The 17,483-nt window shown below is 45.6% G+C and carries 17 protein-coding genes and 1 pseudogene; 9 read left to right on the forward strand and 9 right to left on the reverse strand.

Annotated elements, in window-relative coordinates; all coding sequences use genetic code 11:
• A pseudogene (locus tag H528_RS0108185) lies at positions 1-534 on the reverse strand (hypothetical protein); the annotation flags it as partial.
• A gap of 339 nt (positions 535-873) precedes the next feature.
• Between H528_RS0108185 and H528_RS0108190 the strand changes: the two are divergent.
• Complete coding sequence (locus tag H528_RS0108190) at positions 874-1,644, forward strand: ABC transporter ATP-binding protein (RefSeq protein WP_022853834.1); 771 nt, start codon at positions 874-876, stop codon at positions 1,642-1,644.
• Here the strand turns inward: H528_RS0108190 and H528_RS13205 are convergent.
• From H528_RS13205 to H528_RS0108225, 7 genes are read right to left on the reverse strand one after another with little or no spacing between them, the layout of a single operon-like run.
• Positions 1,620-3,176 carry a methylenetetrahydrofolate reductase C-terminal domain-containing protein gene (locus H528_RS13205; protein WP_022853835.1) on the reverse strand — a complete coding sequence of 519 codons (1,557 nt, stop codon included), beginning with the start codon at positions 3,174-3,176 and terminating at the stop codon, positions 1,620-1,622. The two genes, H528_RS0108190 and H528_RS13205, sit on opposite strands and share 25 nt — an antisense overlap.
• Positions 3,176-4,537 carry a sigma-54-dependent transcriptional regulator gene (locus tag H528_RS0108200; protein WP_022853836.1) on the reverse strand — a complete coding sequence of 454 codons (1,362 nt, stop codon included), beginning with the start codon at positions 4,535-4,537 and terminating at the stop codon, positions 3,176-3,178. The genes H528_RS13205 and H528_RS0108200 overlap by 1 nt, the downstream gene beginning before the upstream one ends.
• On the reverse strand, positions 4,534-6,702 hold the full coding sequence (locus tag H528_RS0108205) for a sensor histidine kinase (RefSeq protein ID WP_022853837.1): 2,169 nt from the start codon (positions 6,700-6,702) through the stop codon (positions 4,534-4,536). The genes H528_RS0108200 and H528_RS0108205 overlap by 4 nt, the downstream gene beginning before the upstream one ends.
• 6 nt (positions 6,703-6,708) lie before the next feature.
• Positions 6,709-7,269, reverse strand: coding sequence for a DUF4390 domain-containing protein (locus H528_RS0108210; RefSeq protein ID WP_022853838.1), 561 nt, complete (start codon positions 7,267-7,269; stop codon positions 6,709-6,711).
• 2 nt (positions 7,270-7,271) lie between these two features.
• Positions 7,272-7,799 (reverse strand): nitroreductase family protein, encoded by a 528-nt coding sequence (locus H528_RS0108215; protein ID WP_022853839.1) that lies wholly within the window; start codon positions 7,797-7,799, stop codon positions 7,272-7,274.
• Entirely contained in the window at positions 7,780-8,475 is a 696-nt protein-coding gene (locus H528_RS0108220) for a flavodoxin family protein (RefSeq protein ID WP_022853840.1), read from the reverse strand. The genes H528_RS0108215 and H528_RS0108220 overlap by 20 nt, the downstream gene beginning before the upstream one ends.
• Position 8,476: 1 nt before the next feature.
• Positions 8,477-9,370, reverse strand: a complete 894-nt coding sequence (locus H528_RS0108225) for a spermine/spermidine synthase domain-containing protein (RefSeq protein ID WP_022853841.1) — start codon at positions 9,368-9,370, stop codon at positions 8,477-8,479.
• 290 nt (positions 9,371-9,660) lie between these two features.
• Here H528_RS0108225 and sat point away from each other — a divergent pair, with 290 nt between their 5' ends.
• Genes sat through ptsP form a run of 8 tightly spaced genes read left to right on the forward strand, consistent with a single transcriptional unit; the run spans position 9,661 to position 17,266 of the window.
• Complete coding sequence (gene sat / locus H528_RS0108230) at positions 9,661-11,019, forward strand: sulfate adenylyltransferase (RefSeq protein ID WP_022853842.1); 1,359 nt, start codon at positions 9,661-9,663, stop codon at positions 11,017-11,019.
• A 28-nt stretch (positions 11,020-11,047) separates the two neighbouring features.
• Positions 11,048-11,404 carry a DUF6955 family protein gene (locus H528_RS0108235; RefSeq protein ID WP_022853843.1) on the forward strand — a complete coding sequence of 119 codons (357 nt, stop codon included), beginning with the start codon at positions 11,048-11,050 and terminating at the stop codon, positions 11,402-11,404.
• A 36-nt stretch (positions 11,405-11,440) separates the two neighbouring features.
• Entirely contained in the window at positions 11,441-12,592 is a 1,152-nt protein-coding gene (locus H528_RS0108240; protein WP_022853844.1) for an exo-beta-N-acetylmuramidase NamZ family protein, read from the forward strand.
• Position 12,593: 1 nt separating this feature from the next.
• Positions 12,594-13,631, forward strand: coding sequence for a DHH family phosphoesterase (locus tag H528_RS0108245; protein ID WP_022853845.1), 1,038 nt, complete (start codon positions 12,594-12,596; stop codon positions 13,629-13,631).
• Between the two features lie 12 nt (positions 13,632-13,643).
• Entirely contained in the window at positions 13,644-14,045 is a 402-nt protein-coding gene (locus H528_RS13210; protein ID WP_022853846.1) for an FmdB family zinc ribbon protein, read from the forward strand.
• Positions 14,042-15,283 (forward strand): glucose-1-phosphate adenylyltransferase family protein, encoded by a 1,242-nt coding sequence (locus H528_RS0108255; protein WP_022853847.1) that lies wholly within the window; start codon positions 14,042-14,044, stop codon positions 15,281-15,283. The genes H528_RS13210 and H528_RS0108255 overlap by 4 nt, the downstream gene beginning before the upstream one ends.
• A 1-nt stretch (position 15,284) precedes the next feature.
• The gene (locus H528_RS0108260) at positions 15,285-15,545 is read left to right on the forward strand and encodes an HPr family phosphocarrier protein (RefSeq protein WP_022853848.1); all 261 of its coding nucleotides are present in this window, start codon (positions 15,285-15,287) and stop codon (positions 15,543-15,545) included.
• Complete coding sequence (ptsP, locus tag H528_RS13215; RefSeq protein ID WP_022853849.1) at positions 15,542-17,266, forward strand: phosphoenolpyruvate--protein phosphotransferase; 1,725 nt, start codon at positions 15,542-15,544, stop codon at positions 17,264-17,266. Before H528_RS0108260 ends, ptsP begins: the two co-directional genes overlap by 4 nt.
• Here ptsP and H528_RS0108270 read toward each other — a convergent pair.
• Positions 17,263-17,472, reverse strand: a complete 210-nt coding sequence (locus H528_RS0108270) for a hypothetical protein (protein WP_022853850.1) — start codon at positions 17,470-17,472, stop codon at positions 17,263-17,265. The genes ptsP and H528_RS0108270 overlap by 4 nt on opposite strands.
• Between the last annotated feature and the right edge of the window lie 11 nt (positions 17,473-17,483).

Here is a 17,483-nt window from a genome sequence, read left to right on the forward strand (position 1 = left end):
AACTCCAGGAGCAAAAATATCTTCTGCAAGGGTGCCCATTCGCTCTGCAATCTCACCCCATTTTTGGCGCATTTTTTTCATCTCAGTTTGAAATTCATCACGCATCTCTTTCAATTCAGTCTGGAATTCTTCGCGCATTTCTTTCATCTCAGCCCGGAATTCTTCGCGCATCTCTTTCATCTCAGCCCGGAATTCTTCGCGCATTTCTTTCATCTCAGTCTGGAATTCTTCGCGCATCTCTTTCATCTCAGCCCGGAATTCTTCGCGCATTTCTTTCATCTCAGTCTGGAATTCATCACGCATGTCCCGCATCTCAGCCTGGAATTCGTCACGCATTTCTTTCATTTCAGCATGGAACTCGTCGCGCATTTCTTTCATCTCAGCCCGGAATTCTTCGCGCATTTCATCTACTGCTTTGACGAGATTCCAGGAAACATCACGTAAAAACCTGAGTTCCATTTTTATGCGGTCGTGTTCGCTCAAAACCCGGGTTTTAAATTCTCGATAGTCCTTTTCAAGCTTTTCAGGCTGCATAAAAACTCCTGCCAAAGAAGATAATTCTACTTTAACACAATTTATTAGCTTTAATCCATAAGTACCGTTGCCTTTTATTCTTCTGATCCGCCCGTTTTTTCGGCCTTGTTCTAGTATTTTGTGTTTCAGATAGAATAGGGCCTGGCAAGATAAGTCTATCAGTCTGTGTTTAGGCAGGAGATATTTTTCCTACTTAGTTTTTTTGGCATACTAATCCGGGGTTTTTAGGCATAAAGACAAACTGAAACTTTACGCCGTCTGTGGCAAGAACTAAACTAAACACTATGAAGTCTCTTACTGCAGATTTTAACGAATTTGTGGAAAATTAGTTAGTAAGCAGTGCAAAAAGCCCTTCTTAAAGTAGAGAACTTAAGTAAAAAATTTCGCGGGGTTTTGGCCCTAAAAGACGTTTCTTTTTCTCTGGCCAAAGGAGAATTCCTCGGGCTAATCGGGCCAAACGGTGCTGGGAAAACTACTATTATCAACATAATCTCCGGGTTTATTAGGCCTGATACAGGGAAGATCCTCTTTAATGGCGAAGATATAACCGGTTTTTCGCCTGAAAAAGTCGCTCGTCTCGGTGTTTTACGCACTTTTCAGCACGTGCAAATCTTTAAAGACCTTACTGTTTTGGAAAACGTCTTGCTTGGTTTTAGCAGACATCTTAAGCGCCGTCTCTGGCACGATTTATTTTCCCTGTCTTTAGCCAGGAAAGAAGAAGCGGCCTTTCATGAAGAAGCGTTTAATATCCTAGAGCTTTGCGGATTAAAGGATAAAAGTGGATTCCCTTCCCACACGTTGCCCTATGGGGAACAGCGTCGGGTGGTGCTTGCGCGGGCGCTTGCCGCTAAACCCGAACTACTCCTTCTTGATGAGCCAGCAGCAGGGCTTTCTGCTACGGAAAACAAAGAACTGGTTTCCCTTTTGAAAAAACTAAAAGCAAAGGGGCAGAGCCTTCTCATAGTTGACCATGACGTAGAGCTTATCTGGGAACTTTGTGACCGGGTGATCGTCCTTGCTTTTGGCGAAATTATCGCCGAAGGCCCCCCTGCGCACGTGCGCCAAAATCCTCGCGTTATCGAAGCCTACTTAGGAGAGTCTTTTTCTTGATTTTTTCCCGCCTTATTGTGGCGGTGATGGTCTTTTCCAAGCCAGAAATTGAGCCAGGAAGAAGTCCCGGTAAGGCTCCAGTCCCTGGGGGGGACAAATTCTTCACGCAATAGATGTCGCTTGCCAACAGCTTTTAGCCGTTCATAAACCTTTACGTAGTGGCATATTTTGTCGGGATATACTTCACAGTAGCCGTTTTGGCTACCACCACAGGGGCCATTTAGGATGTTTTTAGCGCAACCTCTTTGAGGACAAAGATAGGCCATTTCTCCTAAAAAGCAGTCCCCACAACGCTGACAATCAAAAAGCAACTCTTTGGCCGTGTACTCGAACTTGGTAAACCATTTTTCATAACGGGTGCCTGAGATTTTTCGGGCAAACTTAACCGCCTGATTATAAAACCCTTTGCCAGGTTCGAAGAAAAGATCATGCACTTTAAGATTAATATGAAACATGAGAGGAGCCCTTGCTGACTCAGCAGTCTCAATCCGTTCGTTGGTGTTAAGGCCGGTAGTTGGGTCTTTGCGATAAAGATAAAAGGTATCAGGATGGGCATTATGAAATTCGGGTAAAAATTCTTGCCACCTAGGGTAAAACTCTTCAGCCTTGTCTAATAAAAAGGCTATGTCGTCGTAGTTTACTTTGGCACCACAAATATGGACTCCGTCGTATCCTATCCCTCGCAAAATGGCGATAAGTTTAGCGGCCCTAAGCAGGGCAGCCTTGTAATGGTCGCCTATTTTTTTGCTTTCTATTTCGATGTGGGCCAGATAGTCATTCGTAACGTATATCCCGGGAATAATCCCTTTGTTAAAGAGGCGTGCCATGCGCACATCCATCACAAACACGCCCCCGATCAACGGTACGTTCAATCCTTCGTCTTTCATGTAAAGCAAGAGTTCGTGGAATTTACGGGCGTCAAAGCCAACCTGGGTGATAACATATTGTGCCCCTGCCCGGATTTTCTTGTGAAGCTTGTAGTACTGGGGCATAAGCTCTGCTTCAAAGCGTTTAAAAGGGGTCACCACGCATCCCTTGAAAAAGGGCATGGGAGGGAGCTTCACACCTCCCCCTGGTGCTTCAGGGGGAAGCTCAATGCCTTTTTCCATTTCAGTAATGAGCTTTAAAAGATGGACTACGTCAAGGTCAAAGACTGGCTTGGCCTTTCCCATAAAGCCGTAACGGGGAAAGTCTCCTGTCATAACCAGGAGGTTGTGCAGGCTTTCTCGGTCTCGGGCAAAAAGAGAGCTTTCTATCTGGTTGCGATTTTTGTCTTTACAGGTGAAGTGCAAAATGGGCTCAAGGCCGATTTCAAGGATTTCTCTTCCTAACACCGCCGGAGAAAGGGCCGGGTGGCCGCCGGCATTTTCCGTAATGGTTAGGCCATGCAGGCGGCCGTCTTCGGCGGCAGCTCGGGCAAAGTTAATAATCCTTTCGAACTGTCTTAGGCGTGTGCTTCTCCCGGGGACCAGTTCGTAAGTAAAAGTAAACGTTTCTTTGTCATTGAGACTTTCTCGAAAAGAACGCGCCATTAATTTTCTCCTGCAAGGCCTAAGCTCTTGAGTTTACGGTGAAGATAGCTTCTTTCAAGCCCTATGGCTTCTGCTGTTTGGGAAATATTGCCATTGTATTCCGCAAGTTTACGCCTTAAGAATTCCCGCTCGAAAAGATGGCGCGCTGTTTTGAAATCATCACATTTAAACCAGGGCTCTTCAGGAGGCGGGGTTTGGCTTGGCCTTTGGAATTCCTGGGGAAGGTCGTCAAGGGTGATGATGTTGCCGCGGCTCATGATAACCAGCCGCTCAATAAGATTGCGCAATTCGCGAATATTCCCAGGCCAATGGTATTGCTTAAGAGCGGCCAAGGCTTCTTCGGATATTTTTTTGCGCCCAAGGCCTGAATGTTTGGCGAATTCTTCTAAAAATTCCTCTACTAAAAGAGGGATGTCTTCTGGGCGTTCCCTTAAAGGAGGAATGTGAATGGGGACTACGTTTAAGCGATAATAAAGGTCTTCACGGAACTTGCCTGCTGCTATTTCTTTTTTAAGGTCTTTGTTGGTGGCCGCAATCACGCGTACGTCAACATTAATAGTCCTGGTGCCTCCTACCCTTTCAAAACACTTCTCCTGAAGAACACGTAGCACCTTGGCCTGGGCTGAAAGACTCATATCGCCAATTTCATCGAGGAAAATTGTTCCGCCGTTAGCCAGGTCGAACTTGCCCTTTTTGGCAGAGAGCGCACCGGTAAAAGCCCCGCGCTCGTGGCCAAATAGCTCTGATTCAATTAACTCTTCTGGGATAGCAGCACAATTCACCGCCACAAAAGGGCCGTCTTTGCGACGGGAAAGGGCATGTACCGTGCGAGCTGCAACTTCTTTGCCCACACCAGATTCTCCGGTAATTAGCACCGTGGCGTCTGTTTGGGCTACCTTTTCCAAGGCTTCCTGGAGTTGCCTGATGGCCTGGCTTTTTCCAGTGATTCTTGGGCCGGAAAGGCTTTTTTTAAGGGAGATGTATTCCTGCTTTAAGGCACGGAATTTTAAGGCGTTGGCAACGGTAACAACTACCCTGTCGTAAGAAAGAGGTTTTTCTAGAAAATCAAAAGCACCGAGCTTTATCGCCCTGACCGCTGTTTCAACGGTCCCGTGGCCTGATATGACGATAACAGGAAGCTCTGGATAATCTTTACGCAGGCTTTTTAAAAGTTTAAGCCCGTCAAGATCTGGTAACCAGACATCAAGGATAAGCAAGTCAGGGGTGTCTTTTTTGATTTCTTCAAGGCCATTTTGGGCTGTTTTTGCGGTTATTACCTGATACCCTTCGTCTTCTAAAATGTCAGCAAGACTAGCCAGGATAGATTCTTCGTCGTCTATAACCAGAATTTTTTCGTTCATAAGCCTTTAGGTATTTCGATAACGAATTTTGCCCCTGAGGGATGATTATCTTCTATCCATATTTTGCCACGGTGTTCCTGTATAATGGAATTTACGATGGCAAGGCCAAGGCCGCTTCCGCCGTTGGCGGAAAAATATGGCTCAAAAATCCTTCCGCGGATTTCAGTTGGAATCCCTTCACCAGTATCTTTTACTTCAATATGCACTGAGCCGTTTTCCCCACACACTTTTACCGTTATGGTCCCGCCGTTAGGCATAGCACGGATGGCATTATCAAAGAGGTTTAAAAATACCCGCTTCATTTGTTCTCTGTCAAAAAGTGCCTCGGTGTCGCCACTTGTTTCCACCTGAAAAAGGATTCCTGGATGCCCATCACGATAAAGGTCAACCACTTCTTTTACAATGAGACTTAGGTCTCCTTTTTCAGCTTTAAGGGAGGGAAGGCGTGCGAAGGTAGAAAATTCGTTCACCAGGTGCTTTAGTTCGTCCACTTGTTTTTCAATGGTAGTGGTACAGCGCTCAAGTATTTCTTGCTCTCCTTTGGGAAGTTTATCCTTTAGACGGCGGCGCAAGCGTTGGGCAGAAAGCTGAATAGGGGTCAGAGGGTTTTTGACCTCATGGGCAATGCGACGGGCTACCTCTCGCCAGGCTGCCAGGCGCTGGATGCGCTCTTTTTCGGTGATATCCTCAAGCAGACAGAGATAGCCCAGGTTCTCGCCAGCGTTTGATTCAAGCAGTGTGATCGTAACCAGCAGGGTCAAGGCTTTTCCGCCAATCTCTACCCTTAAAGGGCGCTGGACGATCTTTTGAGGTGAGCTCTTGGCCTGGGCAAGCATTTCTTGGGCGATTTCAAAATATTCTTCTGGAAGCAGTTTTTCTATTTGGTGGCCAATTAAGCGCGAAGGATGTGCTCCAAGGAGTTTAGCCGCCATGCGATTAATGATGGTTATTTTCCCTTGGTTATCAAGCGCTATCACCCCGGCAGTGATGTTTGCCAGCACGGTTTCCAGATACCAAGTGCGCCGCATGAGCTCTTTGTTGGTTTCGTGGAGCGCTGCCGTGGTTTCTTCTACCTTTTGGCGATACTCTTTGAGTTCCTGGGTCATGCGTCTGAAGGCTCTTACAAGTTGCCCTACTTCGTCGGCACTTTCTTCAGGAAGTGAGACGTCGAAGTTTCCTTCTGCAATTTGCTGGGTGGCCTCGGCCAGGGCGTGTACCGGTTCAGTTAGTCTTTTGGCAAAACGCATACCAAACCAAATTGCTACAAATATCGTTAGGAGAGTTATCAGGAGCAAAATTAGAATTAGCGAAGATTTGAGCGGATCCTTGAAGAACTTGAGTTGTTGGTAAGTTTCAATGCCTTTTCCTACTTCGTTTATAAGTTTTTCTATGCTTGGATCAAGAAAGACCCCGCAAGCAACGGCGACTTTTTGTTTGTGATAAGAGGCAGGGATAAAAACCCTTAACAAGACCTTGTCTTTAAGGCGTGTTATTTCGCTGGTGGCGCTTTCTTCTTCAAAAACTTTGGCCAAAATACTCGGGGGAACACCGATGCCCGCTGCTATTTGGTACCGGTATGAGGCTTTAAGTAGTTTTCCCGAGGGAGCATAAACTTCCAGAGAGTCGAGATTTAGATGTTTGCGCCAGTAACGAAGATTTTTGGCTCTCAAGCGGTCGGTCTTCTCAAGGTACCCATTTATAAAATTTTCTGCTTTAACAGCAAGCTCACGTTCTTTTTCCTGGTAGATGGATTGGGCTTCAAAAAGGGCTTCTTGTAAGCTGCGGTCAAGATTACTGCTGAACCAAAAATCAAGGCTTGTTTCAATGAACTTAAAAGATACCAGGAAAAGAAAGATAGTGGGAATTAGGGCCAGAAAAATAAAGGCAATGGCAATACGGGTTCGCAATCGTTCGGCAAAGCGTCCTCTAGGGGAATCAAAAAATAACTTAAGGAGGTTTCGTACCACCAGGAAGCCTACAACCAGTAGCAAAATGGCATTCACTTGAAGCAGGATATAGGCCAATAAGTTGACCTCGCTTGAAGGCAGTTCGCGGAAGGTCTTAATCTCAACCAGAGAAAGAATCCCAAGCAAAACGAAGGCAAAAAAGGCAATGATTAATTCGCGGCGCCTTTTACGTCTTTCTTGTTCTTTTAGAAGAGGCATTATAGGCTAATTAGAAAATCTGAATCGAATTATTTTCCAGTCTGATTCAATTTTACCGCCTTTGAAAATTATACGTAAGACACGAGAAGGAAGATTGGGGGAGATTCTTTGAATAATGGTGGCTTTTATCTTCAGACGATAGAAAGCCCCGGGTTCAATGAGGTTTGCGGGTAAGAGGGGTAGATTTTGGGCACAAGCGGCTACATTTAAGGCTTCTTCAAGAGAGGAAAAAGCCCTGGGGGCACTGCTTATTCCTACGAACTGAACGTTATAAACGTTTTTGACCGCATCGTAATAAATTTCGCGTAAAACTAGATGATGAAGAAGGGTCTCATCCCACCAGAAGCGTCTAATTTTTTCGATAATAATTTCAAATTGTAAACGCACCGGGATGCCGTGGTGCAGGGTTTCATCGAGTTTTTCGATGGGTATGTCTTTTAATTCCCATGAACATACCAGATAATTGGCTTCAGTGCTTAAGCTCACATTTTCCAAAGATAGGGCCAGGGCATAAGATGCTTTTAGCAGGAAAAATATGGTCAGCACCAGAAGAGCGAATTTTTTCAAAATTACCAGCACTCCTTGATAATTACTTCTTCAATTGGTTTACGCGAACTTTTTTGGTCACGCCTTTTAGGATGGCCAATGGCGACCACTGCCATAAGTTCTAAGTTTTCAGGCAGGCCAAGGATATTTCGTACTTGATCCGCATTTTTTAGAATTTCACCAAGCCACACTGCTCCGAGGCCCAAGGCATGGGCAGCCAGGAGCATATTTTGAATACAGGCGCCCATAGCCTGGTGGTCTTTTACTTCGTGATACATGGCATCTTTGTCAACGAAGACCGCTATAACTACCGGAGCCCTTTTGATAATTTCCCCATAGCGGGTAAGCTCTGCCAGCTTTTCACGTAAATCCTGGTCTGCAACGATTACAAAGCGCCATGGCTGGTTGTTTAAACCAGATGGCGCCCAGGTACCTGCCCTGATGATCTCATAAATAGTCTTACGGGGGATTTCTTCTTCGGTATAGTCCCTAACGCTTCTGCGGGCGTAAATGGCTTCAAGTACAGGGTTCTCAGAGGTTGGTCTCTCCATGTTCTCTTTCGTACACCTCCTTTTCTGCTAAAATTTTGGTACGAATTTTTTCAAGCAGGTTTTTGTTGTCCTGGTAAGTAAGGGTTCCAGAAAGACCTTTAAGCCTTGCTGCCAGGCCACATGCCAGCAAACCAACGTTAATAGCATCCATCACCGCGCGGTCGTCATATATAGCTTTGTCCGCGTTGCGAGAGTATGCGTGGGCCCAGGGCGGCACGATAGCACCCATGGCATTAAGCACCGTAAGAAGATACCCCCCTGCCATGGTAAGCCCGGCATCGGCCCCCACGGTTATGGCGCCTACTACCTTGCCTTCCATGTAACTTGGTTCTCCATAAGCCACCATGTTTTCAAGGCAGGTCATGCGGTCAATGAGGTTTTTCATAACCCCTGAAGGGGCGTACCAATAAATAGGGGTGCCGAAAATAATTACGTCAGCCTGGTGTATCTTTATGAGCACCTCTTTGCCAAAGTCGTCAAAAATACAAGGAAATTTGCAATTAGGTTCTTCTTCCTGGATACAGCCCTTACAAGGAGTTATCTCTCCATCGTAAAGACAGGTAAGATCAGTCTTTGCACCTTCTAAAAGAGCACCTTTTAAAGCACAACGCAAAAGCTGGCCGGTTCCGCCAAATTGATGCGGAGAGCCTAGAATTCCTAGTACTGAAACAGACATCTTACTTCAACGCCTCCTGCCAGAATTTAGGTAATGCAAACGAAGCCCGGTGGACCTCATGGGTGTAGTATTTGGTGTTTTCTATTTCATCTCTTTTGGGTTCAACAGGTGAATCTCCCGGACACCGCAAAATATAAGCGTTGTCCCCACCAAAAGAAGGTATATCAGCACGGTAGCAATAAACGTCTTCTTTGCCATAGACCGCGACAAAAGTCTGGTAAGTCCAGGCGAGGACGTTTTTCATAGTAAAAGGAGTTGCGGCTTGCTGGACTATAAGACCATTGGGGGCAAGCTTTTTAAGGAGTTCATGAAACTCCTGGCTGAAAAGGGAATGCGAGAGTTCTATGGTTTGCCCTTCAGGGGAAATATCAGGGTCGGTAGAGTCAATAATAATTAGATCAAACTGTTTTCCTTGCGCGACCATTTCTTCTACCAGCTTATAAGCGTCTGTTACCAAAAGTTTGAGTCTTGGATCTTCTTTAGGAAGGAGTCCAGGGAAATATTCTTTTACGATTTCTGGAACATGAGGGTCGATATCGGCAATGATGACCTCTTCGATATCGTGGTACTTAAGGAGTTCACGGGCGGCCCCGAAATCTCCGCCACCGCAAATGAGTACTTTTTTAATGGTTCCTTCGGGCCTGGCCTGTACGGGAATGTGGATGAGGGCCTCATGATAAATAAACTCATCACGCGTTGTGAATTGTAAGGTGCCGTTTAAGAAAAGAATTCGTCCCCAGAAGGGATGATCCATAACGTAGATTGTTTGGGCTCCTCCTTCTGAATGGATAATATGACCGTGATACACGTAGAAAAAATCTTTCTGGATGGGCTCTCCTATCATCAGTTTGATACCTAAAGCCTCTGTGGGCAAAGAATCTTCCATAATGGTCATAAAGCAGCCTCCCTAAAGCTTCTAAGCAAAGATAGCTCAAGCTTCATTGCTAGCAAAGTTTTTTATTACTTTGTGGTGTTGAAGCTCAGCTATAAAAGGCTTTTAACAGTCTTTTTCTAATTTCCCAAGGAATATCAAGAAAACCAAAAAAATTTTTTAAAATGTTCGCCTATTTTCTTTTAAATTGATGAAACTAAGTTTTTCAATTTTGTAAGTTCAGGTATAAAAGCACTTAACTTGATATCAAAGCGATATAGGTTGGCAACCACAAATTTTTAAGGAGGTGTCCGATGTCGAGGTTTTTGATTCAACGTCCCTTGCCTCATGGAGGCAGATTAGTAGAGAGGGTAGTCACTGACAAAGAAGCTGCCAAAAAGATGATTAAGGGCTGTCCCTCTTACGACATTAAGCCTACCCTTCACTATGAGACAGGGGTACCGGTACGCAACGTGTACCGTGAAATCATGTCTATTTGTTACGGTTTCTTTAGCCCTGTTGAGGGCTCCATGAAGCAGGCCGAGGTAGAAAGAATTCTTAAAGAACGTCGTCTTTTGAACGAATGGATTTTCCCTTATCCGCTGGTTTTTGATATCAGCGAAGAAGATTACAAGAAACTTGGTGTTGGTGCGGGTGATCGTCTTGTCCTCAACCTAAAAGGCAAGCCTTTTGCTATTCTTGATATCGAAGAAGTATGGCGTATTGACAATCCTGAAGAACTTGCGCACCTCACCTTTGGTACCCCTGAGCGCAACCCCGAAGTAGTCAAAGAGCCTTTTAACAAAAAACACCCCGGTTGGGTTATCTATCGCAGCCTTCAGCCGGTAGTGCTTGCAGGTAAATACACCATCATCAACGAGCCCAAGATGAGGCCTCCTTTTGATCGTTTCTGGTTCCCGCCTCGCAAGAGCCGTGAAGAATTCGATCGTCGTGGCTGGCGCACGGTTATTAACCACCAGACCCGTAACGTGCCTCACGTTGGCCACGAGTTCTTGATGAAGTGTGCGGCTTTCACCGGCGACGTGGAGCCCTGCCATGGTATCCTTGTTAATGCCGTCATCGGTGTTAAGCGCCGTGGTGACTATCCTGACGAAGCCATCGTAGAGGGCCACGAGGCGGTTAACAAGGGTGGCTATATCAAGCCTGAGCGTCATCTGCCCACTATCGTTCTTTGGGATATGCGCTATGGTAACCCGCTTGAGTCCTTGCTCCACGGTATCATCCGTCAGAACATGGGCTGCACGCACCACATGTTCGGGCGTGACCACGCCGCTGTTGGTGAATACTACGACAAGTGGGCAACCCAGATCCTCTGGACCAAGGGTATCCCAAGCTTTGGTTTCCCTGCTCCTCCAACTGACGTGCCTTACGGCCTTGATATTAGGCCTCAGAATATGCGTGAGTTCTCTTACTGCCCGACCTGTAAAGAAATGGCTTACTCTGAGACCTGTGGTCACAAGCGCGAAAAACTCTCTGGAAGCTTCTTGCGCGGCATGGTAGCAGAAGGTGTTCAGCCTCCTAGCATTATCATGCGTCCTGAGGTTTACAAAGTAATCGTTAAATGGTGGAAGCACTTCGGCTATCCGTTCTGCAACGAAAAATACGTGGTCAACAAGGAAAAAGAACTTGAAGTAGATCTCGAAGATCTTTAAGAACATAAACCTTTAAAGGAGGTCGAAAATGGGTGAATATTTCATTGTCGTGCTTTTAGACGATAACCGGATGGAAAAAATCCGGGGAACCGGTTTAGAGGAAAATATAAAATACATGTTCGGAGGGGAGCTTCGTCTTATCGAAGTTCCGGTAAACGAAGAGCTTAAGAATAAGATTTTGCAGGAGTTTGACACCGCACGGGTAGACTCCCGTGGTGCTATTACCGACTTGCCGGTGGCTTTCATGAGGGAGCTTTTCAACCAGATCGTAGAGAAGAAATCCCTTGGTCCTGAGGTTATTGAAGCAGTGCTCCAGAAGGTTGACGAAATCAAAGAAGCTGCTGCTAAGGAATCAGAGTATCTTCCTCCTCCAGAAATAGACTAGTCAATAAAAGGCCGCCTGCAGGCGGCCTTTCTTATCATGGTCCTCACCGGGCTTGCCAAATTAGTCCAAAATATACCCCCTGATATTGCAAAACGCCGTGTGGGGTTGTTGTGTCATCAAGCTTCTGTTTTGCCTGATTTTTCTTCTGCTCCCAGTGTCTTGAAAGACATTCTTGGCAAAAATTTGCGCCTTCTCTTTGCTCCTCAACATGGTTTTGCAGCTGAAAAGCAGGCAAATATGGTTTCTTCAGCCGATACCTTGCACACCGAGACCGGTCTCCCTTTGGTGAGTCTTTATGGGCCTAGGCTTGCGCCAGAGCCTAGCCATCTTGCAGAAATCGACGTCCTTCTTGTTGACTTACAAGATGTTGGCGTGCGGGTTTACACCTACATTTGGACCCTTTTCCTTACCATGAAGGCCTGCGCCAAAGCAGATGTAGAAGTGGTGGTTCTGGATAGGCCCAATCCCATTGGAGGTAAAATAGAGGGACCTCTTCTTCAGGAAGAGTTTTTTTCCTTTGTGGGTATGGCCAGGATCCCGTTGCGCCACGGGCTAACCATCGGAGAACTGGCCCTTTATTTTAAACATATCCTAGGGGTTGATGTTTCTCTTCGTGTGATACCCCTTGAGGGTTGGAAACGAAATATGCTTTTTCCCGAAACTGGCCTTCCGTGGATACCACCTTCACCCAACATGCCCACTTTTCAAACAGCACTTCTTTATCCAGGTATGGTTTTACTGGAAGGAACTAATCTTTCTGAAGGGAGGGGAACTACCACTCCTTTTGAGCTTTTAGGGGCTCCTTGGCTAAATACTAAGATTGTGGAAAACCTTAGAAAGATTCCAGGACTTTTTATACAAAAAACTTCTTTTATTCCCTGGTTTGATAAATGGGCTGGAAGGCTTTGCCAGGGATTGAGATTAATGGTTAATGATATATCTTGTTTTGAGCCAGTTAAAGCCGTCTTGGCAATACTTGGCGAAATTTTGAAAGAACACGAAGAGTTTGCCTTTAGAACTCCACCTTATGAATACGAATGGCAAAAACTTCCTTTTGACATTATAGTTGGGACAAACATGGTGCGTGAGTTGCTGGTAAACGGCGAAATTAATGCCCTTTTGCAAGAATTAGATAAAGGAATTGACGAATATCAGGAGGAAACCAGGCCTATACGGCTTTACGTTTGATATGCCTGCCAATAAATCGTCGCAAAGCCAAATAAATGAAGAAATTGAACCCAGGATAGTTAAATTTAAGTCAAATAAAGAAAGGGTTCGTACGCTTCTTTCTCAGTTCAAGAAGGAAGACCGGGTTCTTATTTTGATATGGGCGGATCCGGATGCTATTGCAAGTGCCCTTGCGATGAAACGCCTTATTCGGCAGCGCGTTTCAGATGTTACCATTGCCCATGTCAATGAAATCCGGCGCCTCAACAACATTGCCATGATCCAGCACCTCAAGATCCCTCTAGTTAAGCTGCGTCAGGTTAAAACAGGTGAATACAACAAAAAAGTCCTGATTGATTCTCAGCCCCCTCATAACAAAGAGTTTTTGAGGTTTAATTTTGACGTTGTTATTGACCATCATCCGGTAACAAACGGCTGGGACGCACCCTTTATTGATATTAGGCCGGAGTATGGGGCGGTATCCTCTATGATGACTGAGTATTTGCGGACCCTTAAGATAAAGCCCGCAGTTACCCTTGCTACCGCCCTGATTTATGGCATCAAAACAGACACAAGCAACTTTGAAAAAGAGTGCACCCTGCAAGATGTGTTGTGTTTTCAGTACCTTTTCAAGCGCATGAACCGCCACCTTCTTCACAAAATCGAAGCCTCTGATATTAGACGCTCAGAGCTTAGGTATTTTCGCAAGGCCTTAGAAGAGGTAAAAGTACGCAAACAGCGGCTCTTTACCCACATCGGAAAGGTCCCTAATCCTGATATTTTGGTGGTGATTGCTGACTTTTTAAACCATGTCCATGAAATCGGCTGGGTCTTCGTTTCTGGGGAATACAGGGATCGGCTAGTGGTGATTATTAGATGTGATGGCTATCGTAAAGATGCCGGGAAACTAGCGCAGCGGGTCTTTGGTAAGATAGGCTTTGCTGGTGGCCATCGTGAAAAGGCCCGGGCTGAGGTGCCCCTTGAAAATATCAACAACAATGGTCACCAGTTCACTACGAGAAGTCTTATTCGTATGCTTGAAAAGCATTTTCGCAAGTAATGAGAGGGGCATATGCCTATCTATGAATACCGCTGTCTAAAGTGTGGCAAGATAAGTGACCATCTCGTGCTTAATCGCGAAACTTTTGAGCCTTTTTGCAAACATTGTGGGGCCAAACAAGTAGAAAAGCTTATCTCTCGTGTAAGGGTGCGCATTTCTCTTGATTCACGTCTTGAAAAAATGGCAGACCCTGCCCTTTTAGGTGCTTTTGACGAAGATGACCCTAAAAGCATGAAAAGACTAATAGATAAATTTGGGGCAGAGTTTGGCGATGAGCTCGGAGACGAATACGACGAATTGGTAGAAGGTTTTGAAGAAGAGCTTGAAACCAAAGGGCCCCAGGCTTTTAAAGAAAAAGAAGACGCCACAGAGACAGCTTCTTTTGAAAATGTCCAGGAAGAGGTAACCGAATGACCACCAAAAAAGTCCCAGTCTTGGCCATGGTGCTTGCCGGGGGGCGTGTTGATGAGCTCTCTGTTTTGACTTTTTTTCGTCCCAAGGCTTCGCTTCCCTTTGGAGGTGTTTACCGCATCATTGACTTTCCTATGACCAACCTTATGCGCTCAGGTATCATGTTAGTAGGCGTGCTTTCGCAATATCGTCCCTACTCCCTGATGAATCATCTTGACTACGGTATCCCGTGGGATATGTGCGGCCGCAGGCGCGGCGTTTACATTTTGCCCCCATTTCATGGCCATAAAGCTGCTGATTGGTACAAAGGTACTGCTGACGCGGTTTATCAGAACCTTGAGTTTATTAAGCGCTGGTCGCCCGAGGTCGTTTTGATTCTTTCTGGAGACCATGTTTATCAAATGGATTATCGTCCGCTTCTTTCTTTTCATCGCGAAAATAACGCAGATGTCACCGTTGCCTTTACCCCGGTAGCCGCAAAAGAAGCTCACCGGTTTGGCCAGGGTGTAGTGGAAGAGACTTCGCCCTTTGGAGGCCCTCTTAAAGATTACCAGGAAAAAGTCTCCCCTCCTGTTTCTAACTTGGCGTCGCTTACCATTTATGCTTTTCGTCCAGAAGTCCTTGAAGAAGTCTTGCTTGCCAATGCCAAAGAACCCTCTCATGAATTTGGCAGAGACATTTTACCCAAGATGATAGGTAGCTATCGTATGTATGGCTTTATTTTTAGGGGCTATTGGGGCTATACCAGGACTGTTCAGGAGTTTTGGCAAACACACATGGACCTTTTGGGAGCTAAGCCAAAGATAGACTTAAAACGCTGGCAGATTTGCACTAACCTTGCTCACCGAGACGTACGTGATCGCAAGCCAACTATTTTGGGATCGCGTGCAGCTATTTGTGATAGCCTTTTTTACAATGGTTCTCGCATCGAAGGCGAGGTGAATCGTTCAGTCCTTTTTCCTGGGGTGGTAATAGAAGAAGGTGCTTCAGTTTCAGAATCAATACTTTTTTACAACACGGTAGTGAAAAAGGGAGCCAAGCTTGAACGGGTAATTTGTGATACCGAAGTGGTTATCGGCGAAAGGGCAGTTGTAGGGGGAAGGGAGGAAATTACGGTTATTGGCAGTCGCACCGTCCTTCCCGATGAGCTCAGGCTATCTCCAGGCGTTACGGTCTATCCTAACCTAACTCCTGAGGACTTTTCTTCGCCGCTTTATCCAGAAAATGTAACTATTTCGTAACATGGTTAAACGGAGTATAATTATCCAGAATAATTTAGGGCTTCATGCGCGCCCTGCGGCCAAGTTAGCTGAGCTTACCCAACGTTTCAATGCGAGGGTGATTTTGAAGAAAGGTTCGCAAACAGCTGATGCCGCAAGCATTCTAGATGTTTTAGCGCTTGCCTGTACAAAGGGATCAAAGGTTGAAATATGGGCCGAAGGAGAGGAAGCGAGCCTAGCAGTAGAAGAAATAGCGAAACTATTGACTTCAGAGAACCTATGAAACGTCTTCAAGGGATAGGGGTTTCTCCAGGGGTAGCCATTGGCCCTGCTTATCTCCTGTTGACTGGCAATGTCAAAATTTCCCGCCGCATTTTGACTCCCTCGCAAGTTGAAAAAGAAATAGACAGGCTCCACCGAGCCCTGGCCACTACTATAAAAGACCTTGAGGAAGTAAAAAGGCATATCCCGCCTGAAATGGTTCAACCCCTTTCCATTATTGATGCTCATATTTTGATGCTCAAAGATCCTTCTCTTATACGGGACACAGAACAATTTATAAGACGCCACTATGTGAATGCCGAGTGGGCCTTACGAAAAGTCCTGAAGAAATATCAGCGGGTTTTTGATTCGCTCAAGGATTTTTACTTGAGGGAAAGGATTCATGACCTTGAGCACCTGATCGAACGCGTTATTTTGGCCCTTCAGGGCCAGAACGAAAGCGTTGAGATAGAAGAGCCAGCCATTGTAATAGCACATGATCTTTCCCCTGCGGACACAGCACGCCTAAAACCTGATACCACTCAGGCCTTTGTTACCGAAGTAGGTAGCCGCACGTCGCACACGGCCATTGTGGCCAGAAGTCTTGGGATCCCTGCGGTGGTAGCGGTAAAAGGCGTTACCGAGGAGATCTCCCCAGGGGATTTGGTAATCGTAGATGGGCTCTCAGGGGAAGTGATCGTCAATCCTTCCCAGGAAGTTATCGAAGAGTTTATTGACAGGCGTCTTGAGTGTCAGCTTCAACGTGAACGTTTTCTTGATCTGGCAAAAGAGCCTGCGGTAACTCTTGACGGAAGAAGGGTCTTTGTCAGGGCCAACCTCGAGTTATTGGACGAGATCCCCATGGCGTTGGAATTCGGTGCAGAAGGGGTAGGGCTTTTTCGTACAGAGTATCTTTACGTTACTAAAGAGGGCCTTCCCTCAGAAGAAGAATTATTTATCAATTACCGCCAGGTTATAGAAGGAATTAGGCCTAATATTGTTACCTTTCGCACCCTTGATATTGGCGGAGACAAGTTTGCCAAGGAACTTAATTTGCCAGCTGAAATTAACCCGGCCCTGGGCTTAAGGGCTATCCGGCTTTGTCTTAAAAACATAGAACTTTTTAGAACGCAGCTCAGGGCTATTTTGCGGGCCAGTGTGTACGGAAAGATAAGAATTATGTTTCCTTTGATTTCTGGCCTTAACGAACTCCTTGAGGCTAAAAAAGTTTTATTTGAAGTTTTAGACGAATTGTCCCAAGAAGGGCTTGAAGTTGACGTTCCCGAGTGCGGGGCGATGATCGAAGTTCCCACTGCCGCAGCCATTGCAGATATCCTTGCCAAAGAGGTAGATTTTTTTAGCATCGGGACCAACGATCTCATTCAATACGCCCTGGCCATTGACCGGGGCAACGAACAGGTTGCCCACCTTTATGAACCTCTTCATCCTGGCATTTTACGCATTATCAAACATGTTGCTGAAGCTGCTAAAAAGACAGGGATTAAAGTGGCTATGTGTGGAGAGATGGCTGGAGAGCCCCTGTGTGTGCCTTTGCTTGTGGGAATGGGGTTTGACGAACTTAGCATGAACCCGCAAACAATTCCCATTATTAAAAACATTATTCGGCAAATAAGTTACGAAGATTGCCAAAAGTTGGCTAAGGAAATCCTATCCCTTTCTTGTGCTAAAGAAATACGATCTTATTTAGAATACTGGTTCCAACAAAAAGACTTAGCTTTTTAGATACCTTTGGTTTTTAAGGTTTGGATCCTATTTTTCATCCTTTCCATGAAATTTTTGATATCGGCTTTGAATTCTGGAAGGCTTTGGTGCTTTTTGGCGTAAACTTTTTGAAGTTCTAAAAGCCAATATTCGAGACTTTCTATCTCTTTTTTGACTAATTCTTCTTGGACCTTCTTTTTCAGCTGTTCTAATAGTTTGCGATCCATAAAATCCTCCT

The organism is Thermodesulfatator atlanticus DSM 21156 (assembly GCF_000421585.1).
Classification (GTDB): Bacteria; Desulfobacterota; Thermodesulfobacteria; order Thermodesulfobacteriales; family Thermodesulfatatoraceae; genus Thermodesulfatator; species Thermodesulfatator atlanticus.